A 25,562-nucleotide genomic window follows, 5' to 3' on the forward strand; every position below is an offset into this window, starting at 1 on the left:
CGCTCCCCCGAGGAGGGCTCCCCTCGACGCTGCGGAGCATCGCCGATGTGGTCCTCATAAGGCGGCAGGGCCTTTGGAAGCCATGCTTAAAGCTCATTGATGCGTCCCGGGGACATGCGGCCGCGCGCGAGATCGGCAAAAGCAAGCATGTTGCCCTTGAAACGGCCCCACCGGTCGGCCCAGGGCTCCGGACACCAGCTCCGCGCCAGATTGAGCGCGCAATGGCGGCCGATGCTGCGCAAGGCATGATCCCAGGGATAGGTGCCCTTGCGCGCCAGATAGATGGAATTGGCCACCTGGGAATAACCCAGGCGCAAACCCGGCGTGCGGCCGACCTTGACGCCGAGATGCACGCCGCGCGCGGCGGCCAGGCGAAGGATGCGGCCATGCCGGCCGAGCGCCCGGGTGAAGTCGATATCCTCGTACCAGGCATAGGCGGGCAGGGCCTCGTCCACATGGACGCCATGCGCCCGCACCGTCGCCAGGCGCACCGCCATGTTGCAGCCATAGCCGTTGAAATGCGGCGCCGCATCCAGCCAGGCGCCGGCATAGGTGTCGCGCGCCAGGACGGCGCGGCCTTCCGCCAGGCTCAGCCCGGGGCCACGGGCGCCATCCGCCAGCACGGTGCCGGTGGTCACCACCACATCCGGCCAGGCCTCGAAGGCGGCCTCCGTCGCGGCGAGGTAGGCGGGGGCGGCGAGGAAATCGTCGTCCAGGAACAGCAGCAGGTCGCAATCCCTGCAGGCGGCCATGATGGCGTTGCGCTGCTTCGGCAGGCCGGCGGGGGCGATGAGGTAGTCCACGCCCGGGCGCTTCTCCCCCACATCCTCCGGCGCCACGTGGCAGACCAGGATGCGGTCCGGCTTGCGGGTCTGGTGCTCCAGCTCCTGCAGCACCTCCGCCAATATGGCGGGGCGGCCGCGGGTGGCGATGCCGATGGCGAGCCTCATCGCGGCGCCTCCTGCAGCGGGGCCAGCACGGCCTGGCTGCGCGGGGCGAGGAAGCCCTGCACCCGCCCGGCCAGGCTCGCCAGGAAATACCGCGCGGCGAGGAAACGCCCGCGCAGTGCGTTCAGCAGCGCCCCGCCGATGGGGCGGATGACGAAAGGCAGCCAGATGCCGGGCGCCAGCCGGTGCCGCCGCATCACATGGCCCAGCCCGCGGCCATAGGCGGCGGCGCGGGCCACCGCCACCGGCGTCAGCCGCTTGTCCGGGTGGATGATGCGTTGGTGTGGCGCGTAGACCGGCTTGTAGCCGGCGGCCAGGGCCCGCAGCACGAGATCATTGCCCTCGGCCGAGCCGAACCAGGTGCCGGGGCCGAGCTTCTCGTCGAAGCCGCCGAGGGCGAGGGCGGCGGGACGGCGGAGGAAGAGGTTGAACTCGATGACGCTGGTCCAGACGGTGCGCGGCGTGATGGGGCCGGCGGCGTCGTGCCAGCGGCCGGAACCGAGCCCGCCCTCCGGCGAGGCGGCCGGGCCGGTGAGGAGGTGCAGGGCAGGGTCGGCGGCGAAGGCCGCGTCCACCTGGTTGAGGAGGCCGTCCGGGTAGAGGCAGTCATCGTCCGGGAAGCCGACGATCTCGCCCCGCGCCAGTTGCAGCCCGAGGTTCCGCGCGTTGTTGGCGTTGTTGATGGTGCTGCGGCGGCGGAGGAGGGGCAGCTTGTCCGCGTAGCCGTTGATGACCGGCGTCAGGCGTTCGTCCCGGTTCTGGTCCACCACGATCACTTCGAGGTCGGTGCGCTGTTGCCGGAGGATGCTGTCGAACAGCTCCGCCAGTTCCTGCGTCCGTCCGAGCGTGGCGACGATGAGGGAGAAGCGCGGGGCGGTCATGCCGGCAAACTCAAGGGTTCCAAGGGGTTGGACATGTATGTCCAACCGGCCCTTGGTGGGGGGAGTTTGAGGGGGGCGAAGCCCCTCTCAAGAGGGTGGCGACGTGGGATTGGATGGCGTTCCGGAAACTCTCCGCGGAGAAGCGCAGGGCGTTTTCCCGGCAGGCTTCGGCGGAGATGGGCGGCGCCGCTTCGAAGGCCTCGACCGCCTGGATGATCGAGTCCGGCGTCTGTTCGGGAAAGAGGATGCCGGTGCCCGGCATGACGATGTCCTTCGCCCCGCCGCGCCCGAAGGCGATGAGCGGTGCGCCGGCCGCCTGGGCTTCCACCATGCCGATGCCGAAATCCTCCTCCGCCGCGAAGACGAAGGCTTTTGCCGTTTGGATGAGCGAGACGAGTTCGCTCTGCGGCACATGCCCACGCCATTCGATGTTGGGCGCACCGGCGGCGGCGGCCTGCACCAGCCCCAGATTCGGCCCGTCCCCGGTGATGACGAGCTTCCGCTGCGGCATGCGGCGGAAGGCCTCCGCGACCAATTCGACGCGCTTATAGGGCACCATGCGGGCGGCGATCAGGTAATGGTCGCCGCGCGGCGCGGTGCCGATGCTGAAGCGCTCCACATCCACCGGCGGGTGGATCACCGCCGCTTCCCGCCGCCACACCTTCAGGATGCGGTCGGCGATGTAGCGGCTGTTGCCGATCAGGCTGTCCACGCCCGCGGCCGAGCTGCGGTCCCAGAGCCGCAGCCGGTGGAACAGCCAACGCGTGGTGAGGCTCTGCAGCCCCCGCTCCATCCCGGCCTGGCGGAGATATTGCGCCTGCATGTCCCAGGCATAGCGCATGGGCGAGTGGATATAGCTGACATGCAGCGTATCCGGCCCGGTCAGCACCCCCTTGGCGACCGCGTGGGAGGAGGAGACGACGAGGTCATAGCCGGAGAGGTCGAATTGCTCGACCGCATAGGGCATCAGGCCGAGATATTTGCGGAAATGCTGCCGCGCCCCGGGCAGGCGCTGGATGAAGCTGGTGCGCACCGGCTTGCCGTTCAGGAAGTGCCGTTCCTTCTCCGGCAGGAAGTCGCAGACGGCGTAAAGATCCGCCTCCGGCCAGAGCTTGATGAATTGCTCGAAGACCCGTTCGGAGCCGGCATAGCTCTCGAGCCATTCATGGACCAGGGCGACCTTCATTCAGGCGGGGCTCCCGGGCAGGAGGGAGAGGAGGGTCCCGGCGGCGCCGCGCCAGGTGAAGCCGGCGGCGCGGCTGCGGCCGGACTCGGCCAGGCGGGCGGCGAGGCCAGGTTCGGTGACGAGCCGTTCCAGCGCATCCACCAGGCGGCGCGGGCCGTCGGGGTCGAAGTACAGCGCCGCCTCGCCGCAGACCTCGGGCAGGGAGGCGGTGGCGGAGGCGATGACCGGGCAGCCGCAACTCATCGCCTCGATGGGCGGCAGGCCGAAGCCTTCGTAGCGGGAGGGGAAGAGCAGGCAGAGGGCGTGGTCGTAGAGCGCCCGCAATTCGGCGTCCGAGACGCGACCGAGGGGGGCGACATGCGCGCCGGCCGGGCCGGCCTCGGCGCGGAACACGGCGGGGTCCACGGCGCCGGCGACGGCCAGCTTCATGCCGTGGCGGCCGAGCAGCCCGGCCACCTCCGCGAGCCCGCCGAGATTCTTGTGCGCCGCGCGGGTGCCGACGACCAGGGCGAAGCGGCCGCGCTCCAGCCCGTGCGTCGCCAGCAGGGCGGGGTCCGGCGTCTCGCGCAGGATGTGCTCGCCGCTTTCGCCGACCAGAGCGAGGCGGGACGGGGCAATGCCCAGGTGATGCGCCAGCCGGCCCCGGGAGAATTCCGAGACGGTGGCGAGGCGGGCGCCGAGCCGCGGCAGGGCGCGGTGCAGAAATTGGTACCAGCCGCGGAAGGCGCGGGAATAGCTCTCCGGCGTGTCGAAGGCGCCGGCATCGTGCAGCACCACGAGCTGGCGCCCGCCCATGCCGAGCGGCGCGGTGTTGCCGAGGCTGAGCAGCACCCGGCCACGCGCCAGCAGGGGCAGTTCGAGCTGCTCGAAGGCCTGGCCGCGCAACCGGCCCTGGATCGGGGCCAGATGCGGGAAGGGCGAGGCGATACCGGCGGGCAGCAGCAGCGCGGCGCCGGGCAGCGCGCCTTCCGCCGCCATGGCATCCAGCGCCGCCGTCACCTCATGGGCGAAGCGCTGCACCCCGGTCATGCGCTGGCTGAGGAAGCGGCCATTGATTGCCAGCATCAGGCGGACCCCAGGCGCAGCAGGCTGCGGGGATGGCGGAGGGCAAGGCGGTCCTCCTCCGGCAGGGCGCGGAAGGCGACGAGGAGGAAGGCCGCCAGCACCGCCGCACCGCCGGCGACCAGCCAGGGCAGGGCGGGCAGCGCCAGCAGCGCGGCGAGGCCGAGCCCTGCCACAGCCAGGGGCGGCGCCAGGGCGCGCGCGGCCTCGGCGGCCGGCGGGTAGAGGCGGGCGGCGAGGAGCAGCTTGGCCAGCGCATCCGTCGCCGCCCGCAGCGCCCAGGCCATGGCCGCGCCCTCGATGCCCAGCAGCGGCAGCAGCAGGGCGGCAAGGGGGAGGAAGATGGCGGCCTCCGCCAGCACCAGCCCCGCCACCGCATCCGGCCGGCCGATCGCCTCCAGCAGCGCGTTGGGGGCGAAGGCGAGGCAGGAGAAAAAGATGCCGACGCCGAGGATCTGCAGCACCCGCGCCCCGCCGGCGGCGAATTCGGCGCCGAGCCAGAGCGTCAGCAGCGGCCCGGCAGCCGCCACCAGCAGCAGCGACGCCGGCAGCACCAGCGCCATGATGGCCAGCGCCCCCCGCCGCAGCAGCGCCGCCGTCACCGGCGGGTCCCGCAGGAAGGTGCCGGCGAAGGCGGGCAGCAGGGTCTGGGCGACGGCCACAGGCAGGATCCAGACGCGCAGGACGAGGTCGAGCGGCGTCGCATAGAAGGCGACGGCGGAGAGCGAGAGCATGGCGCCGATGAGGAAACGGTCGGCATAGAGCAGCGCCTGGGTGGCGAGGCCGGTGAAGGTCATGAAGCCGCCCAGCTTCAGCAGCGGCAGCACCAGCCGCAGCCGGATGCCGCGCCAGGAAAAGCCTGGCAGCAGCGGCCGCACCAGCCAGGTGTAGGAAAGCGTATTGGCCAGCCGGCAGGCGATCAGCGCCAGCATCACCCCCACCAGGCTGTCCCAGACCAGCAGCACCAGCACCGGGCCGAGATAGTAGAAGACGTTCACCGGGATGGTGACGAGGTTGGCGGCGCGGAAGCGCTGCCAGGCCGCCAGCACGCCCCAGAGCGCGGCATTCAGCACCACCAGCGGCGCCGCCAGCGCCATCACCCGGAAGGCGGCGATGGCCTGGGGCTGCAGCGCCTCCGGCACGCTCAGCAGGCGCTGCACCAGCGCCGGCACGGCGAGCCAGAGCCCGGCCGCGGCGAGCAGGGAGATGCCGGCCAGCGTCGCCAGGGCGGCGGCGACCAGGCCGGTGGCTTCCTCCGCCCGGCCGGCGCCGATGCGTTCCGCCACCGCCCGCGTCAGCGCCTGGCCGACGCCGAAATCGAACACGCCGAAGACGCCCACCAGGGCGAGGGCGAGGGTGAACAGCCCCCAGCGCTCCAGCCCGAGCTGATGCACCAGCACCGGCGTCAGCGCCAGCGCCAGCAGCAGCGGCAGGCCGCGGCCGAGCGCATTCCAGAACACGCCGGAAACCATGGCGCGGGCGCCGGCACGGGCGATGGGGTCTGACATAGGGGTCTGGGATTCCGCAGGTCGCGCCGGGCGTCGCACCCCCGGCCATGCCCGGTCAAGCGAAGGGAAGGTTGCGTCGGGCGAAAGACCGGCCGGTGGTCGCTGGCCGGTGGTCCCGGCCTTCGCACCGGACCGCCCGGTGGCCAGCGCGGCTTCGCCGCGATGGCCTGTGCGCGGCGCTGCCCGGAAGATCCTTCCGGGGTCCCCATGAAGCTGCGCCGCAGCTTCATGGGGATTAAGGGGCCCCCGCGGCGCCGCGCAGCAGCTTCGTGGGGAGTAGCCTAGTAGGCGCCGCGGCGGGCGATGACCGCCATCGGGGTGCGCAGCAGGATCTTCACATCCGCCAGCAGGGACGGGTTGACCGCGTAGCGCACATCGAGGGCCACCCGCTCCGCATAGGTGGTGTCGTTGCGGCCGCTGATCTGCCACAGGCCGGTAATGCCCGGGCGGACCGAGAGGTAATGCTCGGCGGCGGCGCCGTAATGGGCATTCAGCTCCGCCTGGATCACCGGGCGGGGGCCCACCAGGCTCATCTCGCCGCGCAGCACGTTGATGAGCTGCGGCAGCTCATCCAGGCTGCTGGCCCGCAGCAGCCGGCCGATCCAGGTGACGCGCGGATCGCGCTTCAGCTTCCGCGTCGCCTCCCACTCGGCCCGGGCCGCCGGGTCGGAGTCCAGCAGCCGCGCCAGGCGCTCGGCCGAATCCACCACCATGGAGCGGAATTTCAGGCAGCCGAAGCGCCTTCCGCCACGGCCGATCCGCTCATGCGCGTAGAAGGCCGGCCCGCCATCCGCCCGCACCGCCAGGGCGATCAGGCCAAACAGCGGCAGGGCCGCCAGCAGCAGCGCCGTGGCACCGGCGATATCCAGGCCCCGCTTCACGGCAGGCTGCACCGCCTGCCAGCGGGAAAGGCCGCGCCGCGCGCCATAGCTGGCGATCGCCTGGCGGGTGGCCTGTTTGGCCAAGGCCGGGGAGAGGCCACGGCCCATGGTCTCAATCGCGTCGACGCCCCACATGGATGCGTTACCTTCCTTCCTTGCTCGCCTGCCCGGAGTGCGGGGTGGCGACCGGCCTGGTGTCCTTGCGGCCTTGGCTTGCGGCCCGGGAGGGCCTCGCCGTCGTCACCTCGCCCGGCATTCGGGCAGGCTCTTTCTCCCCCAATACCCGCGCCGGAATGCGACGGGTCTGCGGCCGGATTGTGGCGGTGCGGCAAAGCGCGGCGGGGTGAGGCGGGATTTTTTGCTGCGCTGCGTGCGGGGGCGTGCCAGTATGCACCTATTACGCGAAAGCTCTTTCTTGGTGACAACTAGCGGGGGAGGGCATGGGCTATTTCCGGTCGCTGACGCGCAAGCCCTTCATATTGCTGCTGGAAGCGCAGGGGGACGCGCTGCGCCCGGCGCGTGGCCTGGTGCTGGCCGTACTGCTTTCCGCGGGATTTTGGCTGCTGGTCGCCCTACTGCTGCGCGTAATCTAGCCCCGGCCCCCTGGCCCCTTGGGCGGCGCGCCTGACAAGGGCGTGAGGGTAGGGGCCGCGCCGGCGCCATGACCCCGGGCTGCGGGCCGCGCCGGCCGCCGCCACCTTGGCGAGAGGCACGGAAAGCGCCGCCCGACCCCGCCTGCTGCCCTCTTCGCCGATCGGCGCCGCTTCCGGCCCGCGTCAGTGCGCCCCGATCCGCACATGGATGCGCGCGCCGCCCTGGCGCGGCCGCGGCACCAGCGCGGTGATACGGCCCTGGCGCCAGGCCGGGTCCTCCGTCAGCAGGTCGGAGAGCAGGGCGGTTTCCGCCGGCGGCAGCCGGCCCAGCCGCGCCCCGCCCGGGCGCCATGCCTCGATTTCCCGCCCGCCATGGGTGATGCGGAACTCCACCGTGTCCCCCACCCGCGGCGCCGGCAGATCCGGCCGTGCATCGGTGCCTTCCAGAAGATAGGTCAGCCACTCAATGTCCTGCACGCCAAGCCCCCATCAGACGTGGCGGCCCAATGCCGCCGTGGGCCGCCGGTCATCCACCATGATTCCGTGACAGGCCGAGCATGGCGATCATGAGGATGAGAGCTTTCGCGTAAGTGAGTGAATTCCACGTAAATTACGCGTGCCGATTGCAGGCGGCGCTATGCCGCCAGCAGCTCCACCGCTTCCTCGGCGAGGGAGAGGGAGGCGGTCAGCCCCGGGCTCTCGATGCCGAACAGGTGCAGCAGGCCGGGAATGCCATGGTCCCGCGGCCCGCTCGGGGTGAAATCCTGCCCCGGCGCGCCGGGCGGGACGATCTTCGGCCTTATGCCCGAATAGCCGGGCGCCAGCGCGCCGTCCTGCAGCCCGGGCCAGTAGCGGCGGATGGCGGCGTAGAAGCTTTCGCCGCGGCGGTGATCCACCTCGTAATCCAGCGTCTCCACCCATTCCACATCGGGGCCGAACCGCGCCTGGCCGCCCAGGTCGATGGTCAGATGGGTGCCGAGGCCGCCCGGCACCGGCACCGGGTAGATGAGGCGGGAGAAGGGGTTCTTCCCCGTCAGGGTGAAGTAATTCCCCTTGGCGAAATAGGCCTCCGGGATCAGTTGGCGCGGCATGCCGGCGATCGCCCGCGCCAGCCGCGGCGCATGCAGCCCGGCGGAGTTCACGAAGATCCGGCAGCGCAGCGCCAGGGGTTCCTCCCCGCCCACCTGGATCTCGATGCCCGAATCGCTCGCCCGCCCCGCCGTCACCGGCGCGTGGAAGACGAAGGTGGCGCCGGCATTCTCCGCATCGCCCTGCAGGGACAGCATGTAGGCGTGGCTGTCGATGATGCCGGTGCTGGGGGAGAGCAGGGCGGCGGTGCAGTGCAAGGCGGGCTCCAGCGCCAGCGCTTCCGTGCGCGAGAGCAGCGCCAGGTCCGGCACGCCATTCGCCGCGGCGCGGGCCTGGATGGAGACCAGCTTGCCGGCCTCCTCCTCATCGGTCGCGACGATCAGCTTGCCGCAATTGGCGTGCGGCAGGCCGCGCTCCGCGCAATAGGCGTAGAGCATCCGCTTGCCAGCCACACAGTGCCGGGCCATGCGGCTGCCGGCGGGGTAGTAGATGCCGGCGTGGATCACTTCGGAATTGCGCGAGGAGGTCTCGGTGCCGATGCCCTCGGCGGCATCGAGGACCAGCACCTCGCGGCCGCGCAGGGCCAGGGCACGGGCGACGGCCAGACCCACCACGCCGGCGCCGGCGACAACGCAATCCACCTCTTCCAATGTCGTCTCCCTGAACTGCGCCGCTCAGGCGCGGCGGCGGCCGAGCAGCCCGGCCAGGTCGGTTGTCACATGCGCCAGCATGAGGGCCGGCAGATCGCCCGACCAGGCGAAGGCGGCGGTCAGCAGCGCGCCCGAAAGCGCCGTCGCCAGCGCCGGCCCGGTGCCCCAGAGCGGCAGATGCGCCAGCGCGAACGCCGCGACCACCGCCAGGCCGGCGAGCCAGGCCGGCAGCGCCTCGGCCAGCCGCGTATAGGCGAAGCCGCGATAGAGCAACTCCTCCACCGCCCCGCCGAGGCAGGCGGCGAGGGCGAGATACCAGCGCGGGTAGCGGTGCAGCCGGGCGATCCCGGCCTCGAAGCCGCCAAACCCGAGCCAGGCCGGCAGGCGCAGCAGCAGCGGGCCGACCACCAGGATGAAGAGGGCGGCGAGGCCGAGGCCGAGGGGCAGGGAATGCGTCAGGAAGGGCGCGCCGAAGCCGAGGGAGTCGAGCCCCCGCCCTTCCCAGACCAGGACCAGGAGGAGGAGGAACAGCGCCAGCAGGAGAAGCGCCGCCTGGCCGAGCAGCGCCGGCCCCAGCCCCGGCGGTCCGGCCCGCCCCAGGGCAGCGATCGCCGGCGGGCCGAGCAGCGCCGCGCCCAGCCCCGTCACGGTCGCGGCCGAGAGCGGCATGGCGGCGTCAATGCCCGCGGAAGACCGGCTTCCGCTTCTCCTGGAAGGCGCGCAGCCCCTCCTTGATGTCCTCGCTGGCCTTGGCCTGGGCGATCCGTTCCTTCAGCGCCGGCACGTCCAGCGCCTGGTGGCCGATCTCGTTGATGGCGCGCTTGGCGCCCTGCACCGCCAGCGGCGCCAGCTCGCCCAGCCGATCGGCGATGGCGTCGATGCGGGCGTCCAGCGCCTCCGGCGCCACCAGATCGGTCAGGTAGCCGATGCGCAGCAGCTCCTCGCTGCTCTGCTCCTCCGCCAGCATGAACAGCCGCTTGGCGTTGTTGAAGCCGAGGCGGGAGACGTAGCGCCTGAGCCCGCTCTCGTAATAATGCACCCCGATCCGCGCGGCGGGCATGAACATCACCGTGCGCGGGGTGACGCCGACGCGGAAATCGCAGGCCAGCGCCAGATCCGTGCTGCCGCCATAGACCCCGCCATGCAGCCGGGCGATGGTCGGAATCCGCAGCATTTCCAGCCGGTTGATCATGTCCTCGAAGGTGGCGCCCGGGGTGTCCCTGATGCCGCCGGCCGCCGCCTGCTGCGCCATGGAGCCGAGATGGGCGCCGGCAGAGAAGGACTTCCCGGTGGAGGCGATGACCAGCGCCCGGATTTCCGGGTTTGCCTCTACCTCTCCCAGCAGGCGGAGGATTTCGACGATGTCCTCCGGCTGGATGCGGTTCATCACTTCCGGCCGGTTCAGCTGCAGGGTGGCGCGGCTGCCCGAAAGGGTCAGGCTAGGCAGGCTGCCTTCGTCGCGGGGCTTCAGGGCGGCGCTCATGACGGGTCCTCCGGATCTTCCCCTGCTTGTGCCGCCCCGGGGCGGCTTCGGCAACTCCCTGGCGCAGCCGGGGCGCCTCGGGGGGCGCCGCCGGATGGCCATCCCGCCGTCATCCACACTGCCATCCCCTGGCGCATGCCGCCCGCCGGGCGCAACATGCCCCGCCTGCAAGAGAAGGGGAGGGGCCCATGGCCGACCTGCCGAACCGCGTCGACATCCATGAGGAAGGCCCGCGCGAGGGCTTCCAGATCGAGCCCGGGCCGATCCCGACCGCGGACAAGATCGCCCTGATCGAGGCCCTGGCCGAAACCGGGCTGCGCCACATCCAGATCTGTTCCTTCGTGAACCCCCGACTGGTCCCCGGCTGGGCCGATGCGGAAGCGGTCGCCGGCGGCTTCCGCCCGAAGCCGGGCGTCGAGTACACCGCCCTCTGGTTCAACGAGAACGGGCTGAACCGGGCGCTGGGTTTCGCCGACCGGCTCACCCTCGGCGGCTCCATTTCGCTGGCCGCCTCCAACGCCTTCTCCATCAAGAACCTGAACCGGCCGCATGCCGAGAACCTGGCGGCGATGCGGAAGCAGACCGCGGTCCACCAGAAGCACGGCATCAAGGTGACGCGGGTCGGAATCATGGCCGCCTTCGGCTGCAACTACCAGGGCGACATCTCGCCGGAGCTGGTGGTGCAGACCGTCGCCGACGGCCTCGCCATCGCCGCCGAGGCGGGCGAGACCATCACCGATATCTCACTCGCCGACACCATGGGCTGGGCCACCCCCATCCGCATCGAGCGCGGCGTGTCCGCCGTGCGGGAGCGCTGGCCCGATCTCCGCATCGGCCTGCATCTGCATGACACGCGCGGGCTGGCGGTGGCCAACGCCCATGCCGGCCTCCGCCTCGGCGTCACGAAATTCGACAGCACCGCGGGCGGCCTCGGCGGCTGCCCCTTCGCCGGCCAGAAGGGCGCCGCCGGCAACATCGCGACGGAGGAGCTGGCGCTGCTCTGCGAGGAGATGGGCATCGACACCGGCATCGACCTCGACGCGCTGATCGAGGTCGGCCGCATGGCGGAGCGCATCGTCGGCCACGCCCTGCCGAGCGAGCTGCTGCGCGCCGGCAGCCTCGACGCCTTCCGCCGGAAGGCGGCATGAGCGCTCCGCTGCCCCTCCAGGGGGTCAAGGTGCTGGAGTTCAGCCACACCATCATGGGCCCCTGCGCGGGGCTGGTGCTGGCCGATCTCGGCGCCGATGTGGTGAAGATCGAGCCTGCCCCCACCGGCGACCACACCCGCCGCCTCCCGGGCTTCGCCGCCGGCTTCTTCGCCACCTTCAACCGCAACAAGCGCTCCCTGGCGCTGGATTTGAAGCAGCCGGAGGGCCGCGCCGCCTGCCACCGGCTGGTGGCCGAGGCCGACGTGCTGCTGGAGAATTACGGCCCCGGCACCATGGAACGGCTCGGCTGCGGCTGGGAGCAGCTTCGCGCGGTCAATCCGCGGCTGGTCTACCTGGCGCTGAAGGGCTTCCTCGCCGGCCCCTACGAGCATCGCCCGGCGCTGGACGAGGTGGTGCAGTTCCAGGCCGGCCTCGCCTACATGACCGGCCCGCCCGGCCGCCCCCTGCGCGCCGGCGCCTCCATCATCGACATCCTCGGCGCCGTCTTCGGCGTGGTCGCCGTGCTCTCCGCGCTGCGGCAGCGGGATGCGACGGGGCCAGGGGGAGGAGAAGGGCAGCGCGTCTGCTCCTCGCTCTTCGAAAGCGCCGTCTTCCTGGTCGGCAGCCACATGGCCGGCGCCGCCGCCACGGGCGAGCCACCGCCGCCCATGCCGGCCCGCCGTGGCGCCTGGGGCATCTACGACGTGTTCGACACGGCGGGGGCCGAGGGGGAGAGCCATCAGCTCTTCATCGGCGTCACCTCCGACCAGCAATGGGTCCGCTTCACCGAGGCGTTCGGCCTGACGGAGATGGCCGCCGACCCGCGCATCGCCACCAACGCCCAGCGCGCCGGTGCCCGTTCCTGGCTGATCCCGGCGCTGCAGGAGGTGTTCCTGCGCTTCGACCAGGCGGAGGTGGCGCGGCGCTGCGAGGCCGCCGGCATTTCCTGGGCGCCGGTCGGCAAGCCGGTGGATCTGTTCGAGGACCCGCATCTCGCCGCCGGGGGCGGGCTGCTGCAGACCGCCATCTCCGCGCTGGGCGGCGGCGCGCTGTTCGGCCTGCCGGCGCTGCCGCTGGAATTCGGCGAGGACCGCGCCCGCGTCACCCTGCGCCGCCAGCCACCGCGCATGGGCGAGCACAATGCGGAAGTGCTGGCCGAGGGCGGCTTCACCGCAGCGGAGATTGCGGCGCTGGAGGCGAAGCGCGTCATCGTCGCCGCATGAGGGCGTAGATCGCGCGGGCCGTACGGCCGAGGCGGAGTGCGTGAGCGGAACGCTCGCGCTCCAGGCACAGGAGGAGGACGAAAGTCGAGGCGCTATCCAGCGCCTTCGACTGCGTCGAAGGCGACTATTCGCGAGGGCGACGGTCCCGTTCCACGTCAAGGGTTTCGCCGCGCGAAGCGCGGTGCGCCTTCGGCACGCCCTTGACGCGGAAACGGGACCGTGGCTGGGGCTTGGGGTGCGCTCGGTCGTGCCGGAGGCGCGCCTCCGGCACGACATCGAGCGCGCAGAGGGCGCGCCCGGACGCGACGGCGTCCTTGTCGCTGCAACGAGGATGGGAAGGACCACACGCATGCCCGGCAGGCTTCAAGGCAAGATCGCCCTCGTCAGCGGCGCCGGCTCGGTCGGCCCCGGCTGGGGCAATGGCCGCGCCACCTCCGTGCTTTTCGCCGAGGAAGGCGCCCAGGTCTTCGGCCTGGACCGCAACCCGGACTCCATGGCGGAAACCGCCGAGCGCATCGCCGCCCTCGGCGGCACCTTCGTCCCCATGCCCTGCGACGCGACCGACAGCGCCGCCGTCGCCGAGGCTGTCGCCGCCTGCAAGGACCGCTTCGGTCGCATCGACATCCTGGTGAACAATGTCGGCGGCTCGGCGGCCGGCGGTCCGGTGGAAATGGCGGAAGAGGTCTGGGACAGCCAGATCGACACCAACCTGAAGAGCGTCTTCCTCTTCTGCAAGCACGTCATCCCGATCATGGAAGCGCAGGGCGGCGGGGCGATCGTCAACCTCGCCTCCACCTCCGGCATCCGCTGGACCGGGGCGGCGCAGGTGGCCTATGCGGCCTCGAAGGCCGGCGTCATCCAGCTCTCCCGCGTCGTCGCCGTGCAGTACGCGGCGAAGGGGATCCGGGTGAACACGGTGATTCCCGGCCAGATGCACACGCCGATGGTGGAAGTCCGCCTCGCCCGCCAGCGCGCCGGCGGCGATGTGGAGAAGCTGCTGGCCCAGCGCCTGGCCCGCATCCCGCTGGGCTTCGCCGGCGACGGGCGGGACACGGCGCGGGCCATCCTCTTCCTCGCCTCGGACGAGGCCCGCTTCGTCACCGGCACGGAGCTGGTGGTGGATGGCGGGATGAGCGTCCGCTGCGGCTGACCTCGCCAGCGGCCAGGGATGGCGGGATGGCTCCTGCCGCGGCCGGCCGCCCCGCTCCCTCCCCGCTCCGCGGAGGAGGATTGGGTGGGGTGCCCGCCCCGGCCGCGGCGCCTGCTGCCACCCCCTACCGCGTCACGACTGCCCCCGGCCGCGCCGGCGCCCGCAGCAGATCGCCCTCGAAGGCCCGCGGCCCCACGGTGAACTCGCCGAGCGGCGTCCGCACCTCCGACCCTACCGGCATGGGCCGCGTCGGCCGCGGCCGACGCCGCGCCACGGAGCATTGCTCGGTGGCGGAGGGGCAATAGACGCAGCCGCTCTTGTTGCAGATGTCGATCTCGCCCTTGTCGTTGACCGACCAGGCGCAGCGGGAGCCGTTCGCCGTGCTGTCGATGCACATGCCGACCGCCGTGCGGCCGTCGACGGCCAGGGCCGGCGTGGCGAAGAACAGGCCGAGGCCGCAGGCCAGCAGCGCCGGCCGGATGAATTTGCTGAAGGACATGCTTCGCTCCCGATTGCTTGCGGCGCCGGGCCTGCCGTGCGGCAGGCCGGCCCGGGCCGCAGCCTGCGCCGGGGCCGCCGGCGCCGGATGTGCGCGGGATCACGTTGCGGAGCCCTGCTGCGGCCGGCCTGAAGGCGTGCCCGCCCGGCCGCCTGAACCGCGTCCCCCCTCGGCAGCGTCGGCTACCTGAGCACACCCCTCCTTCGGCAGCGCTGCCCGGCCTGCGCCGCCCTCACCGCCGCGCCAGCCGCCAGGCCACCAGCATCCCCGCCGCCGGCAGCAGGGCCAGCAGGCCGAAGGACAGCGCATAGGACCCGACGGCGCTGACCAGCGCGCCGATCAGGGACGGCCCCACCACCACGCCGGCGAAGGCCACCGCCAGCACCGCCCCCGTCGCCTCGCCCGCCCGGCCCGGGGCAGCCAGCCGCGCCGCCTCCGCCATCGCCACGCCGTTCCAGGCCGCCGCGGTCCCGCCCAGCAGCAGGAACAGCGCCACCACCGCCGCCCCGGGCCAGGCGGTGGCCAGCGGCAGGGGCAGCGCGCCGCAGAGCGTCAGCACCCCGATCAGCGCCAGCACCGCCATGCCGCCGCGCCAGCGATCCGCCACCCAGCCCCAGAAGACCCGGCCCACCGTGCCCAGCGCCTGGGTGATGGAGGCGACCAGCCCGGCCGCCACCGGGCTCCAGCCGAATTCCTCCACCAGCATGGCCACAGTGTAGGCGCCCAGGGCGAGCTGGAAGCCGGAATAGCAGCCGGAGATCACCGCCAGCCCGCCCAGCCCCTTCTGCTGCCGCAGCACCGCGAAGCCGCCCCCGCCCCGGGCCGTTGCCCCCGCCGCCTGCTCGAAGGCCCAGGGGCGGCGGAACCAGCCGAAGCCCAGCGCCGCCGTCAGCAGCAGCGCCGCCAGGGCCAGCATCACCTGCCGCCAGCCGAAGCCCTGCGCCAGGGAGGGCAGCAGCGCCCCGGCCAGCGCCCCGCCCAGCGGCACCCCGGTCTGCTTCACCGCGAAGACCATGTTGCGCCGGTTGGGGGGCGAGAGCCGGGCCAGTACCTCCGTCGCCGCCGGGTTGGTCAGCCCGTAGCCGAAGCCGATCAGCAGCGAGCCCAGCACCGCCCCCGCCAGCCCCAGCAGCGGCACCGCCAGGCAGGCGAGGCCGGAGGCCGCCAGCGCCAACTGCGTGCAGCGCGCCGAGCCGAAGCGCCGTAGCACCCCGGCCGAGTAGAGCGAGACGCTGCTCGCCACCAGATAGACCAGGGCCACCTGCCAGCCGAGCCAATGCGGCTCCGCGCCGATCTCCCGCGCCATGATCGGTGCCAGCACCGGCAGCAGGAACACCGAGAAGGTGGCGAGCGCCTGGGCGAGGGTGGTGGCGATCAGCGCAGCGGCAAGGCTGGCCGGGGGCGACGCGCCCGGGCCGCGCCCCCCGCTCACGCGCCCCGGCCCGCGGAGCGGCCGGGAATGCCGGGCATCGTCACCACAACACCCAAGGCCGAAGCGGCTGGAACCATGAACCAAAATCCCACAATTCCGATCGACCGCCGCCTGTTGCCCCGCCACGGCCTTGCCGCGGCGGGGGGCTGTGCGAGGCCAGGGGAGCCGAGCGACTCCCGAGGCCCCCGCGGCACCGCGCAGCGGTGTCGTGGGGAAAGCTCAAGGGGTTCCCATGGCACCACGCGGCGATGTCGTGGGGAAAGCTCAAGGGGTCCCCATGGCACCGCGCAGCGGTGTCGTGGGGAAGCTCAAGGGGCTCCCACCACGGCGCCGCGCGACGATGTCGTGGGGAAATCAAGCCGGCGGCAGCCGCAGCGCGCCGTCCAGCCGGATGGTCTCGCCATTCAGCATCGGATTGCCGCAGATCGCCAGCACCAGCCGGGCGTAATCCTCGGCCAGCCCCAGCCGGTGCGGGAACAGCGTCAGCTTCACCAGCGCCTCCCGCGCCGGCTCCGGCAGGCCCGCCAGCATCGGCGTCTCCATCAGCCCGGGCGCGATGGTCACCACGCGGATCCCGGTCTTCGCCAGCTCCCGCGCCGCCGGCAGCGTCAGGCCGATGACCCCCGCCTTGCTGGCGGCATAGGCGCATTGCCCCACCTGCCCCTCATAGCCGGCGATGGAGGCGGTGTTGACGATGACGCCCCGCTCCCCGTCCGGCGCCGTCGCCTCATTCGCCTGCATCCGTTCGGCGGCCAGGCGCATGACGTTGAAGCTGCCGGTCAGGTTGACCCGCAGCACCTTCTCGAACAGCGCCAGATCATGCGGCCCCTGCCGCCCGACCACCCGCGCCGGCGGGGCGATGCCGGCGCAGCTCACCGCCAGCCGCAGCGGGCCAAGCGCGCAGGCCGCATCCAGCGCCGCCGCCACCGCCGCCGCATCGGCCACGTCGCCCGCCGCGGCCACGCCGCCGATGCGCGCCGCCACCGCCTGCGCCGCCGCTTCGTTCAGGTCGAAGACGCAGACCTTGGCCCCCGCCGCCGCCAGCGCCGCCGCCGTCGCCGCGCCGAGGCCGCTGCCGCCCCCCGTGACCAGCGCCGCCGCGCCCGCCATCTCCATCGCTCAGCCCCCCCGCACGCGGCGCAGGAATTCCGGGCCCAATTCGTCCAGCGCATTGATGCCGAGCATCGCCATGTCGCGGTGGATCTCCTCCCAGAGCAAAGTGATGGCGTGGCGCAGCCCCGCCTCGCCCCCCACCGCCGTGGCGAACAGGAAGGGCCGGCCGAGGAAGACGAAATCGGCGCCCAAGGCCAGCGCCTTCAGCACATCCGTCCCGCGCCTTATGCCGCCATCCAGCAGCACCGCCATACCGCCCGCCTCCGCCACGATCTCCGGCAGTACCTCGAGCGGCGCGACGGCGCCGTCGAGCTGCCGCCCGCCATGGTTGGAGACGATGACGCCATCCACCCCATGCTCCCGCGCCAGCGCCGCATCCGCCGCCGAGAGCACGCCCTTGACCAGCAGCCTGCCCTTCCAGCGCTGCCGGATCAGCGCCAGATGCTCCCAGGCGAGCCCGTCCCGCCGTCCCACCTGGCGGATGAGGTTCGGCGAGAGCACCGGCGGGCCGCGATCCGCATCCATGTTCTCGAAATGCGGCATGCCATGATGCCAGAGCGTCCTGAGCGCGGTGTTGAGCAGCCAGCGCGGATGGGAGACCCCTTCCCAGAACAGCCGCGGATTGGGCCGGAGCGGCAGGGAATAGCCGTTGCGGACATTGTTCTCCCGGTTGGAGGAGACCGGTACGTCCACCGTCAGGACGAAGACCTCGTAGCCGGCGGCGGCGACGCGATCGACCAGCGGAATGATCCGCCCCGGCTCGCCCGGCAGATAGGCCTGGTACCAGGCGCCTGGCCCCGCCTCCTGCACCTCCTCCAGCCGGATCAGCGAGGAGGCGGAGAGGATCATTGGAATCCCTGCGGCATGCGCCGTGCGGGCGAAGACGAGGTCGCCGCGATAGGCGGAGAGCGCCGAGGCGCCCATCGGCGCGATGCCGAAGGGCGCGGCATAGCGCCGGCCGAACAGCTCCACCTCGGTGTGCCGCGGCTGTACGTCCACCAGCACGCGCGGCAGGAAGGCCCAGTCCTGGAAGGCGGCGCGGTTGGCGCGCAGCGAGGCATCGGTCTCGACGGCGCCGGAGACGAAGCCGTAGAGCATGCGCGGCAAATGCCGCTTCGCCGCGCGCTCGAAATCCTCGAGGCTGAGGAAACCGGCGAGGTGGCGCGGCACGGCCCGCGCCGGCCGGGCCTCGGCGCGCACCGTGCCCGCCGGCGGCGCCACGCCGCCGATCGGCTGGTGCAATTCCTCGTCGCGCGCGGTGCCGCGCGTATCGCCCTCGGGCGCCATGGTTGCCTCCACGGACTCTGCTGTGCCGCGCCAGGGTCGGGCGAAAGCCCGGCCGGGTCAACGCGCGGCCCGGGGAGGCAACCCTTCGCCCCGGCCGCCGGCGCCTATTCCTCGTAGAGGCCTATTCCTCGTAGAGGAAGGTGACGCGGGACACCGCGATGGAGAGCACCCGCGCATCCTGGCTCAGCCCGTCCCGCGCCGGGCTGCCGCTGCTGCGGCTTTCCAGCCGCAGCATGCTGAAGGCGCGGGGCGGCGTCTCCGGGGTGACGCGCAGCACATAGCCATGGCTGCCATCTGGCATGGCGAGGGAGTGTGCCGGCTGCGTATCCAGCCAGATGTCAAGCTGCGGCTCCGGCGTCTGGTAGAGATGCGGGATATGCAGCAGCACCGCCGTCACCGGGCGTTCGGGGAAGGGGTTCATCACCACCCCGCCCTCGGCCATCCAGCGGAAGCTGCCGCTTTCGGTATCCTCCGGCGCATGCCAGCCGGCGCCGAATTGCGCGGCGTGCGGCCCGACATCCTGGCGCCGCCCGGTCGGCGCCGCTTCCGTCACCACCGGCGCCAGCGTGCCGATCAGGCCGAGGAGGGCGGCGCGCCGGTCCCCCGCGGCGCCGTCCGGCCCGGCGAGGCGGTCCAGCAGCAGGGTCGCCGTCGCCTCGATGAAGGCGTCGATCCGCTCCTGCTGCAGCCCGATACGGCTGCGCAGCGAGGCTTCCAGCGCCGCATGCCCGGCGGTGAGGCTCTGCTCCAGCCGCTCCAGCCGGGCTTCCAGCCGCGCCAGCTCGGCCTCGGTCGTCCCGGCCCCGGCACGGGACCAGGCGTAATGCGCGACCGGCTCCTCCCGCCCCACCAGGTGCAGGTCGATGCGCAGCCCGGCCTCGGTAAGGTCGGTGGGGGCCAGGGCGAGGCCGAAGCGGATGGCGCAGCCGCCTTCCGGCCGCGGCATGGGCGGCTCCGCCGCCACCGCCCGCGCCACGGCCCCATTCACCCGGGCATAGAGCACCGGGTGGAGCAGCCCGTTGGCGCGTTCGATCAGGGTGCCCCGCAGCACGCCATGGTCCAGCCGCAGATCGGCGACGGCCGGCTGCGGCGCGCCGAGCATGGCCACCGCCGCCGCGCTGCTCTCCAGCGTCCAGGGCGCCGCCAGCTCCGGCCCCTCCGCCGAGGCGGCGATGCGGATCTCCGCCGGCAGCGGCACCAGCGGCAGGCGATGCACCGGGATGTCGATCTCGGCATCCGCTTCCAGCACCGGCGGCAGCGCCGTGCCGCCGATCTCCACCCCGGCCAGCAGCAGCCGGACCTCGCCGCCCTCGCAGCGCTGCAGGCAGCGCAGGCTGAGGCCCCGTGGGCCACTGCCCAGCACCAGCAGCTTGTGGGAGGGAAGCGTACCGTGCATGCAGGCTCGCGGCTACCACGTGCCGGAACAAGGTTGCAAGGGGGCCAAAACGCAACCACAACAGGCGCGGAGCGGAGCGCCCTCGCGCCGGCCGGGCAGGCCGGCCGAAGGTGCTCTGGAGCGCATTTCCGCGACCGGGTGAACGCAACGCATGGCCGGCCTGCCTCGCCTCACCAGCTTCACGCCCCTGCCGCCGGAGCGGAACGGCATCGCGGATTACGCCTGGCACCTGCTCGCCGGCCTTGCCCGCCATTACGACTGCGTCACGGCCTGCGAGGACTGGCTGGCCGAGGCGCCCGAGAAGGTGGCGGTGACGGATGCGGCGCTGGCGCATCGCGGCCTCGGGCCCGGGGACCGGGTGCTGCACCAGCTCGGCAACAATGCCGGGCATGGCTTCGTGTTGCGGGCGCTGCGGCGCCTGCCGGGCGTCGTCACCCTGCATGATCTCGGCCTGCTGCACCTGCATGAGGTGACGGGGGAGGGGGAGGCGGCGATCCTCGCCGGCATGGCGCAGGGCGGGCTGCCGGGCCTCGCCGCCAGCTTCGGCCGGCAGTGGCGCGACCATGGCCTTGCGCCCCGCGCCACCCACCTGCTCTTCGATCTGGCGGGGGAGGTGCTGGCCGCCTCGCGCGCCGTCATCGTGCATTCGCAATTCGCCCGGCAAAAGCTGCGGCTGTTCCATGGCGAGGCGGCGACCGCGCATGTCGCCGTGGTGCCCCACCTGCTGCCGCCCGTCGCCATGCCGGACCGCGCGGCGGCGCGCGCCCGGCTGCACCTGGCGCCGGAGGAGGTGGTGGTGCTGACCGCCGGCTTCGCCACGGCGGCGAAGCGCTTCGACTGGCTGATCGTGGCGCTGGACGAGGCGCTGCGGCGCGGCGCGGCGCTGCGCTGGATCCATGCCGGGGCGGAGCGGCCGGAGGAATACGCGCTGTCCCGCCGCATCGCCGCCGCGCCGGAAGTGGCGCCGCGGGCGCGCATCACCGGCTACCTGCCGGAAGCGGCGCTGAACGACCACATCGCCGCCGCCGATGTGCTGGTGAACCTCCGCTTTCCCTCGAATGGCGAGAGTTCCGGCTCCATCGCCCGGGGGCTGGCCGCCGGCACCTGCTGCATGGTCTCCGACAGCGGCGCCTATGCGGAGCTGCCGGGCGACGCGGTGCTGCACATCCCGCTGGCCGAGGCGGTGCCCCGGCTGGCGGAGGCGCTGCTGGCGATCGCCGCTGCGCCGGAGAAGGCCTGGGCGATCGGCGCCGCCGGCCGCCGCCATGCCGAGGCGGAGCTGGCCCTGCCGCGCATCGCCCGCGCCTATGAGGCGGTGATCGAGGCCAGCCGCGAGCACGAGGTGCGGCGGCCGCCGCCGCGGCCGGCGGAGGCGCCGCTGGTCGTCCTGCCGGCCTGGCCGCTGCCGCAGCGCCGCGCGGTGGCGGAGGCGCTGGGCCGGCAGCGCGGGCCCTGCCGGCTGCTGCTCGCCGTGCCGCGGCTGGACGCGCTGGCGGAGCTGACCCTGGAACTGCCCGGCCTGCTCTCCGAATTGCTGCCGCCGGAGGCGCGGCTGCGCGCGCTCCGGGTGCAGGCGGGCGCGGCGCCCGGCCTGCTGCTGGAGCTGGGATGAGCGCCGCGCCGCTGCTCGCCGAGCTGTTCCACCGGCTGGATCCGCCGCCGCGCCTGCTGGATCTCGGCCTGCCGGAAGCGCGGCTGTTCCCCTGGGTGGCGGGGGCGGTGTGCGGCGTGGCCGGGGAGGAGGCCTTGCCGCCGGCCGAGCGCGCCCTGCTCGCCGGCTTCCGCGACGCTGCCCGCCGCCGCCCGCCCTTCGGCTTCGATGCCGCCGCGGATGCGGCGATGTTGGCCCAGGCCCCGGCCGCCTGGGGCGGGGGCGGGGAATGGCTGGTCTGCCTGCCGGGGGCGCCGCCGCTCTCGCTGGCGCCGCTCTGGCGCGGCGGCGCCTGGGCGCTGCTGCGCGCCGCCGGCCAGGCGGGCTGGGTGGGCAGCGACCGGGGGCGGATCATGCTGCTGGCCGGGACCCCGGCGGCGGTGGAGCATTACGACCTGGTGGTGCCGGTGGAGCGGCTGGAGGAGGTGCTGGAACGGCTGCACGAGGCGGCGGCCGCCCTGGCGGCGGAGGGCGCGGGCTGGCGCACCGGCCGCCGGCGCATCTCCGCCCGGCTGGCCAGCCTGACCTTGCTGCGGGAGGCGCCGCAGCGGCCGGGCCTGGCCCTCGCCGCCCCTGCCTTGTGGCATGATGCGGCGGTGGAGCTGGCGGGGGGTGCCCTGCCGCTCACCGGGCTGAAGCGGCTGCGGCTGCTGCTGGGCAGCCTGCCGGCAGGGCCGGCGCGGCTGGTGGTGCTGCTGCGCGGCGGGGTGCCGCCGGTGCTCTTCCTCGGCGGCCGGCGCCTGGCGGCGACGCCCCTGCCGGGCCCTGCCGGCACCACGCGGCTGGAAGCCGCCACCCGGCTGGCCGGCGGCCCGGCGGAGGTGCTGGGCCTCGCCGCCCTGCCGGGCCCGGCGCCTGCGCTGCTGGGGCTGGAGGTGGCGTGGTGAGCGGCGCGGCCGGGCCCGGGCGGCGGGCGCCGCGGCTGCTGGTGGTCTCGCCCATCCCCTCCCACCCCGCGGATCAGGGCAATTCTGCCCGCATCCAGGCGCTGGGCGCGGCGCTGATGCAGCGCGGCGTGGTCTGCGAATTCCTGTACTACGCGACGGAGGGGCTGGTGCCGCCGCAGCGCGCGGCGATGGCGGGCTTCTGGCACGCATTGCATGTGGAGCCGCCGGTGCCGACCGGGCGGATGTCGCATCCCGGGCTCTGGGGCCTTGACGATTGGTGCGCGCCGGCGCTGCTGCGCCGGGTGGCGGAGCTGCAGCGCGCCTGGCGCTACGATGCGGTGCTGGTGAATTACGTCTGGATGTCGGCGGTGCTGGAGGCGGTGCCGGGCTGCTTCCGCATCCTCGACACGCATGACCTGTTCGGCGACCGGCATCTGGCGGCGCGGGCGCTGGGCATCGATCCCTCCTGGTTCTTCACCTCGGCGGCGGAGGAGGGCAGGGGGCTGGACCGCGCCGACCTGGTGCTCGGCATCCAGGCGGAGGAGGCGGAGGTGCTGCGCACCCGCACTGCCCGCCCGGTGGCGGTGGTCGGCCATATGCCGCCGCTGCGCTTCCTGACGGTGCCGGAGAGGGCGGCGCCGCGCCACCGCTTCGGCTATCTGGGCAGCGCCAATCCCTGGAATGCCGCCTCCGTCGCGGCGCTGGAGGCGGGGTTCGGCGGCCGTCCGCTGCCCTGGCTGATCGCCGGGCGCATCCTGCGCCGGCCGGAATTGCTGCTGCCCAGCAACCCGGCGCGGCTGCCGGAGGTGGCGGATGTGGCCGAGTTCTACGATGCGGTGGAATGCGTGCTGAACCCGATGACCGGCGGCACCGGGCTGAAGATCAAGACGGTGGAGGCCCTGGCCCATGGCAGGCCGGTGCTCGGCACGCGGGATGCGTTTGCCGGGCTGCCGGCCGAGCATCCCGGCCATGCCGCGCCGGATGTGGCGGCGATGGTCGGGCTAATGCGGGAGTATCTGGCGAGCCTGGAATTCCGCCATGGGCTGCGCCGCGCCTCCCGCCTGCTGGCGCTGCGCTATGCCGCCGAGGTTGCCGAGGCGCAGGACGCGCTGGCGGCGCGGCTGCAGGAGCTGGTCTAGCCCCCAGACGTCGCTCCGCGACGCTGTGGGGCCCCGGGGGCGCCGGGCGAGCGGCACCTCGCACAGCCTGCCGCGGCAAAGCCGCGCCAGGGCAACGGGGGCCGCGTCTCGCGGCGCGAAGGCAGGGATTGTGCCTTCGACACCGTCCGCACGCTACCATCGCCGAGAGCCGTGCGGCGGCAAGCGTGGCAGGGACTTCGCCGCGCGAAGCGCGGTGCCGCTTCGCCGTATCCATGACACGCTTGCCGCCGCATGGCATTGCTTGCGGTGCGTTCGACGGGCTCGAACGCGGCAGGGGCGCGCCCGTGGGAGAGAGCGATGGAATTCGAATTGCAGGACAGGCTGCCCTTCGCCGGTGGCCAGGAATTCGGCGCCGCCGGCGCCTATGAGCTGCTCCTCGGCCGCCTCCGCTACGCCGTCGATCCGCGCGACAAGCGCAACGCCCCGATCGCCGATCTTCACCTGGCGCCCGCCGGCGCCGATGGCCTGGTGCGTTTCGCCGGGGATCTGCAGATCCTGAAGCCCGTCGACCTCGCCCGCGGCAATCGCCGCCTCTTCTTCGACTGGGGCAATCGCGGCAACAAGCGCTGCCTGCAGTATTTCAACGATGCCGTCGCGTCCAACGCCCCGCTCGCACCGGAGCATGCCGGCAACGGCTTCCTGCTGCGCCGCGGCTACAGCCTGGCCTGGGGCGCCTGGCAGGGCGATCTGCTCGCCGGCAATGGCCGCGTGCTGCTGGAGGTGCCGAAGCTGCCCGCGGTGCGCGGCCTGGCGCGGGCCGAGTTCATCGGCCAGGCGGGCGTCAACACCTTCCCGCTCGGCGTCTATACTTCCACCTACTCCCCGCCCGCGGTCGAAGGCGGCCGCGCCACCCTGACCCGCCGCCGCTACCCCTGGGAGCCCCGCGAGGAAGTGCCGCAAGGCGAATGGTGCTTCGGCCGGTTCGAGGCGGGCATGGGCCTGGAAGTCTTCGGCCGCGATTCCATCATCGCCCCCTCCCGCACCCATCTCCACATGCACGCCGGCTTCCAACCTGGCTGGATCTACGAGCTGGTCTGGGAGGCGGAGGCGCCGCTGGTCCTCGGCCTCGGCCATGCCGCGGTGCGCGATGCGGTGAGCTGGCTGCGTCATGCCGCGACGCCCGCCAACCCGCTGCACGGCGCGGTGGAGAAGGCCTATGGCTTCGGCCGCAGCCAGACCGGCCGGGCGATCCGGGATTTCCTCTACCATGGCTTCAACGAGGACACCGCAGGCCGCCGCGTCTTCGACGGGCTGATGCCGCATGTCGCCGGCGCCGGCCGCCTCTTCGCCGGCCGCTTCGGCAACCTCACCGTCCCCGCCGGCCAGCAGTATGAGGATCACGACAACTCCGCCGATGCCTTCCCCTTCAGCTATGCCGAGACCACCGACCACCTGACCGGCCGCACAGACGCCATCCTGAAGCGCCCGGCGACGGACCCGCTGGTGCTGCACAGCCAATCCGCGACGGAATACTGGCAGCGCCGCGGCAGCCTGGTGCACACCACCACGGACGGGCAGGACCTGCCGCAGCCGGACAACGTCCGCATCTATCACTGGTGCAGCAGCCAGCACGCGGCGAACCCGCGCCTCGGCAGGCCGGCGCGTGGCCCCTTCGCCAATCCGGAGAATGTCGTCGCCACCAGCATGCTCTTCCGCGCGCTGCTGGATGCGCTGGATGCGTGGGCGACGCATGGCACGCCCCCGCCCGAAAGCCGCATGCCCCGCCGCGGCGACGGCACGGCGGTGAGCTTCGAGGCATGGCGCGCCCGCTTCCCTGCCATTCCCGGCGTGGCCCTGCCGCAATCGCCGAGCCGCTTCGAGCTCTTCGACTACGGCATGGACAACGGGGTGATGACGGTACTGCCGCCGCGTCTGGCGGATGCGCAAGGCTACGCCGTGCTGCTGCCCGCCACCGACGCGGACGGCAATGACCTCGGCGGCGTGCGCGCGCCGATGGTGCAAGCGCCGCTCGCCACCTACACCGCCTGGAACCCGCGGTCGCGCGGCCATGGCGCCGGCGCGCTGCATGAATACACTGGCAGCACCATCGCCTTCCCGGATACGGAAGCCGAGCGGCTGGCCACCGGCGACCCACGCCCCTCCGTGCAGTCACGCTATGGCAGCGCGGAAGGCTATGTCGCCGCCATCACCGAGGCTGCGAAGGCGCTGGTGGCGGCGCGGCTGATGCTGGAGGAGGACGTGCCGCGCTGCGCGGCCGCCGCGGCGCAATGGGGCGCACCGCGGCATGAGGTGGGGGTGTAGGGGCCAGGATGGGGGCTTCGCCCCCAAACCCCCAACAGGGGCTCTGCCCGTTGGCGGCAGTGCCGCCAACCCCC

At 73.0% G+C, this 25,562-nt stretch carries 23 protein-coding genes; 8 read left to right on the top strand and 15 right to left on the bottom strand.

What is annotated here, in order from left to right:
- Positions 1 to 86 precede the first annotated feature (86 nt).
- The 6 genes from E5N76_RS01450 to E5N76_RS01475 all read right to left on the bottom strand — a co-directional run bounded on the left by E5N76_RS01450 (position 87) and on the right by E5N76_RS01475 (position 6,600).
- Positions 87 to 950 carry a glycosyltransferase family 2 protein gene (locus E5N76_RS01450; protein ID WP_149535517.1) on the bottom strand — a complete coding sequence of 288 codons (864 nt, stop codon included), beginning with the start codon at positions 948 to 950 and terminating at the stop codon, positions 87 to 89.
- On the bottom strand, positions 947 to 1,828 hold the full coding sequence (locus E5N76_RS01455; protein WP_149535518.1) for a glycosyltransferase family 2 protein: 882 nt from the start codon (positions 1,826 to 1,828) through the stop codon (positions 947 to 949). Before E5N76_RS01455 ends, E5N76_RS01450 begins: the two co-directional genes overlap by 4 nt.
- A 10-nt stretch (positions 1,829 to 1,838) precedes the next feature.
- On the bottom strand, positions 1,839 to 3,014 hold the full coding sequence (locus E5N76_RS01460; protein WP_149535519.1) for a glycosyltransferase: 1,176 nt from the start codon (positions 3,012 to 3,014) through the stop codon (positions 1,839 to 1,841).
- The gene (locus tag E5N76_RS01465; protein ID WP_149535520.1) at positions 3,015 to 4,079 is read right to left on the bottom strand and encodes a glycosyltransferase family 4 protein; all 1,065 of its coding nucleotides are present in this window, start codon (positions 4,077 to 4,079) and stop codon (positions 3,015 to 3,017) included.
- Positions 4,079 to 5,584 (bottom strand): oligosaccharide flippase family protein, encoded by a 1,506-nt coding sequence (locus E5N76_RS01470; RefSeq protein ID WP_149535521.1) that lies wholly within the window; start codon positions 5,582 to 5,584, stop codon positions 4,079 to 4,081. Before E5N76_RS01470 ends, E5N76_RS01465 begins: the two co-directional genes overlap by 1 nt.
- Positions 5,585 to 5,865: 281 nt before the next feature.
- Entirely contained in the window at positions 5,866 to 6,600 is a 735-nt protein-coding gene (locus tag E5N76_RS01475; protein ID WP_149535522.1) for a sugar transferase, read from the bottom strand.
- Between the two features lie 305 nt (positions 6,601 to 6,905).
- On the opposite strand from E5N76_RS01475, the gene E5N76_RS29285 reads away from it, so the two are divergent.
- Positions 6,906 to 7,058, top strand: coding sequence for a hypothetical protein (locus tag E5N76_RS29285; RefSeq protein WP_187829905.1), 153 nt, complete (start codon positions 6,906 to 6,908; stop codon positions 7,056 to 7,058).
- A 183-nt stretch (positions 7,059 to 7,241) separates the two neighbouring features.
- Here E5N76_RS29285 and E5N76_RS01480 read toward each other — a convergent pair whose 3' ends face one another.
- The 4 genes from E5N76_RS01480 to E5N76_RS01495 all read right to left on the bottom strand — a co-directional run bounded on the left by E5N76_RS01480 (position 7,242) and on the right by E5N76_RS01495 (position 10,280).
- Positions 7,242 to 7,535: a hypothetical protein gene (locus tag E5N76_RS01480; protein ID WP_149535523.1), complete on the bottom strand. Its 294-nt coding sequence runs from the start codon at positions 7,533 to 7,535 to the stop codon at positions 7,242 to 7,244.
- Positions 7,536 to 7,693: 158 nt separating this feature from the next.
- Positions 7,694 to 8,788: an NAD(P)/FAD-dependent oxidoreductase gene (locus E5N76_RS01485; protein WP_457852670.1), complete on the bottom strand. Its 1,095-nt coding sequence runs from the start codon at positions 8,786 to 8,788 to the stop codon at positions 7,694 to 7,696.
- 33 nt (positions 8,789 to 8,821) lie between these two features.
- On the bottom strand, positions 8,822 to 9,466 hold the full coding sequence (locus E5N76_RS01490) for a CPBP family intramembrane glutamic endopeptidase (protein ID WP_149535525.1): 645 nt from the start codon (positions 9,464 to 9,466) through the stop codon (positions 8,822 to 8,824).
- 7 nt (positions 9,467 to 9,473) lie between these two features.
- The gene (locus E5N76_RS01495) at positions 9,474 to 10,280 is read right to left on the bottom strand and encodes an enoyl-CoA hydratase/isomerase family protein (RefSeq protein ID WP_149535526.1); all 807 of its coding nucleotides are present in this window, start codon (positions 10,278 to 10,280) and stop codon (positions 9,474 to 9,476) included.
- Between the two features lie 188 nt (positions 10,281 to 10,468).
- On the opposite strand from E5N76_RS01495, the gene E5N76_RS01500 reads away from it, so the two are divergent.
- The 3 genes from E5N76_RS01500 to E5N76_RS01510 all read left to right on the top strand — a co-directional run bounded on the left by E5N76_RS01500 (position 10,469) and on the right by E5N76_RS01510 (position 13,801).
- A complete protein-coding gene (locus tag E5N76_RS01500) occupies positions 10,469 to 11,428 on the top strand; it encodes a hydroxymethylglutaryl-CoA lyase (protein WP_149535527.1) in 960 nt (319 codons plus the stop codon).
- A complete protein-coding gene (locus E5N76_RS01505; RefSeq protein ID WP_149535528.1) occupies positions 11,425 to 12,651 on the top strand; it encodes a CaiB/BaiF CoA transferase family protein in 1,227 nt (408 codons plus the stop codon). Before E5N76_RS01500 ends, E5N76_RS01505 begins: the two co-directional genes overlap by 4 nt.
- Positions 12,652 to 13,000: 349 nt before the next feature.
- Entirely contained in the window at positions 13,001 to 13,801 is an 801-nt protein-coding gene (locus E5N76_RS01510; RefSeq protein ID WP_149535529.1) for an SDR family NAD(P)-dependent oxidoreductase, read from the top strand.
- A 124-nt stretch (positions 13,802 to 13,925) separates the two neighbouring features.
- On the opposite strand, the gene E5N76_RS01515 is transcribed toward E5N76_RS01510, so the two are convergent.
- From E5N76_RS01515 to E5N76_RS01535, 5 genes are all read right to left on the bottom strand, one after another.
- Positions 13,926 to 14,300: a hypothetical protein gene (locus tag E5N76_RS01515; RefSeq protein WP_149535530.1), complete on the bottom strand. Its 375-nt coding sequence runs from the start codon at positions 14,298 to 14,300 to the stop codon at positions 13,926 to 13,928.
- 232 nt (positions 14,301 to 14,532) lie between these two features.
- Positions 14,533 to 15,732, bottom strand: coding sequence for an MFS transporter (locus tag E5N76_RS01520; protein WP_187829906.1), 1,200 nt, complete (start codon positions 15,730 to 15,732; stop codon positions 14,533 to 14,535).
- A gap of 354 nt (positions 15,733 to 16,086) precedes the next feature.
- Entirely contained in the window at positions 16,087 to 16,848 is a 762-nt protein-coding gene (locus E5N76_RS01525; RefSeq protein ID WP_149535532.1) for an SDR family NAD(P)-dependent oxidoreductase, read from the bottom strand.
- A 3-nt stretch (positions 16,849 to 16,851) separates the two neighbouring features.
- Positions 16,852 to 18,132 carry an alpha-hydroxy acid oxidase gene (locus tag E5N76_RS01530; protein WP_149535533.1) on the bottom strand — a complete coding sequence of 427 codons (1,281 nt, stop codon included), beginning with the start codon at positions 18,130 to 18,132 and terminating at the stop codon, positions 16,852 to 16,854.
- Positions 18,133 to 18,253: 121 nt separating this feature from the next.
- Positions 18,254 to 19,528, bottom strand: a complete 1,275-nt coding sequence (locus E5N76_RS01535) for a hypothetical protein (protein WP_149535534.1) — start codon at positions 19,526 to 19,528, stop codon at positions 18,254 to 18,256.
- Positions 19,529 to 19,679: 151 nt separating this feature from the next.
- Here E5N76_RS01535 and E5N76_RS01540 point away from each other — a divergent pair, with 151 nt between their 5' ends.
- From E5N76_RS01540 to E5N76_RS01555, 4 genes are all read left to right on the top strand, one after another.
- Complete coding sequence (locus E5N76_RS01540) at positions 19,680 to 21,140, top strand: glycosyltransferase (RefSeq protein ID WP_149535535.1); 1,461 nt, start codon at positions 19,680 to 19,682, stop codon at positions 21,138 to 21,140.
- On the top strand, positions 21,137 to 22,066 hold the full coding sequence (locus E5N76_RS29290; RefSeq protein WP_187829907.1) for a hypothetical protein: 930 nt from the start codon (positions 21,137 to 21,139) through the stop codon (positions 22,064 to 22,066). Before E5N76_RS01540 ends, E5N76_RS29290 begins: the two co-directional genes overlap by 4 nt.
- The gene (locus tag E5N76_RS01550; protein WP_149535536.1) at positions 22,063 to 23,205 is read left to right on the top strand and encodes a glycosyltransferase; all 1,143 of its coding nucleotides are present in this window, start codon (positions 22,063 to 22,065) and stop codon (positions 23,203 to 23,205) included. The genes E5N76_RS29290 and E5N76_RS01550 overlap by 4 nt, the downstream gene beginning before the upstream one ends.
- Positions 23,206 to 23,523: 318 nt before the next feature.
- A complete protein-coding gene (locus E5N76_RS01555; RefSeq protein ID WP_149535537.1) occupies positions 23,524 to 25,488 on the top strand; it encodes an alpha/beta hydrolase domain-containing protein in 1,965 nt (654 codons plus the stop codon).
- Positions 25,489 to 25,562: the final 74 nt, after the last annotated feature.

Source organism: Siccirubricoccus phaeus, assembly GCF_008360935.1.
Taxonomy (GTDB): Bacteria; Pseudomonadota; Alphaproteobacteria; order Acetobacterales; family Acetobacteraceae; genus Siccirubricoccus; species Siccirubricoccus phaeus.

What these genes read in the sequence shown, in the direction of transcription:
- E5N76_RS01495 (WP_149535526.1), bottom strand. Translation starts at nt 10,280, where the DNA reads ATGAGCGCCGCCCTGAAGCCCCGCGACGAAGGCAGCCTGCCTAGCCTG.
- E5N76_RS29290 (WP_187829907.1), top strand. Translation starts at nt 21,137, where the DNA reads ATGAGCGCCGCGCCGCTGCTCGCCGAGCTGTTCCACCGGCTGGATCCG.
- E5N76_RS01465 (WP_149535520.1), bottom strand. Translation starts at nt 4,079, where the DNA reads ATGCTGGCAATCAATGGCCGCTTCCTCAGCCAGCGCATGACCGGGGTG.
- E5N76_RS01535 (WP_149535534.1), bottom strand. Translation starts at nt 19,528, where the DNA reads ATGCACGGTACGCTTCCCTCCCACAAGCTGCTGGTGCTGGGCAGTGGC.
- E5N76_RS01515 (WP_149535530.1), bottom strand. Translation starts at nt 14,300, where the DNA reads ATGTCCTTCAGCAAATTCATCCGGCCGGCGCTGCTGGCCTGCGGCCTC.
- E5N76_RS01475 (WP_149535522.1), bottom strand. Translation starts at nt 6,600, where the DNA reads ATGTGGGGCGTCGACGCGATTGAGACCATGGGCCGTGGCCTCTCCCCG.
- E5N76_RS01505 (WP_149535528.1), top strand. Translation starts at nt 11,425, where the DNA reads ATGAGCGCTCCGCTGCCCCTCCAGGGGGTCAAGGTGCTGGAGTTCAGC.
- E5N76_RS01540 (WP_149535535.1), top strand. Translation starts at nt 19,680, where the DNA reads ATGGCCGGCCTGCCTCGCCTCACCAGCTTCACGCCCCTGCCGCCGGAG.
- E5N76_RS01470 (WP_149535521.1), bottom strand. Translation starts at nt 5,584, where the DNA reads ATGTCAGACCCCATCGCCCGTGCCGGCGCCCGCGCCATGGTTTCCGGC.
- E5N76_RS01510 (WP_149535529.1), top strand. Translation starts at nt 13,001, where the DNA reads ATGCCCGGCAGGCTTCAAGGCAAGATCGCCCTCGTCAGCGGCGCCGGC.
- E5N76_RS01530 (WP_149535533.1), bottom strand. Translation starts at nt 18,132, where the DNA reads ATGGCGCCCGAGGGCGATACGCGCGGCACCGCGCGCGACGAGGAATTG.
- E5N76_RS01455 (WP_149535518.1), bottom strand. Translation starts at nt 1,828, where the DNA reads ATGACCGCCCCGCGCTTCTCCCTCATCGTCGCCACGCTCGGACGGACG.
- E5N76_RS01525 (WP_149535532.1), bottom strand. Translation starts at nt 16,848, where the DNA reads ATGGAGATGGCGGGCGCGGCGGCGCTGGTCACGGGGGGCGGCAGCGGC.
- E5N76_RS01490 (WP_149535525.1), bottom strand. Translation starts at nt 9,466, where the DNA reads ATGCCGCTCTCGGCCGCGACCGTGACGGGGCTGGGCGCGGCGCTGCTC.
- E5N76_RS01450 (WP_149535517.1), bottom strand. Translation starts at nt 950, where the DNA reads ATGAGGCTCGCCATCGGCATCGCCACCCGCGGCCGCCCCGCCATATTG.
- E5N76_RS01460 (WP_149535519.1), bottom strand. Translation starts at nt 3,014, where the DNA reads ATGAAGGTCGCCCTGGTCCATGAATGGCTCGAGAGCTATGCCGGCTCC.
- E5N76_RS01555 (WP_149535537.1), top strand. Translation starts at nt 23,524, where the DNA reads ATGGAATTCGAATTGCAGGACAGGCTGCCCTTCGCCGGTGGCCAGGAA.
- E5N76_RS29285 (WP_187829905.1), top strand. Translation starts at nt 6,906, where the DNA reads ATGGGCTATTTCCGGTCGCTGACGCGCAAGCCCTTCATATTGCTGCTG.
- E5N76_RS01500 (WP_149535527.1), top strand. Translation starts at nt 10,469, where the DNA reads ATGGCCGACCTGCCGAACCGCGTCGACATCCATGAGGAAGGCCCGCGC.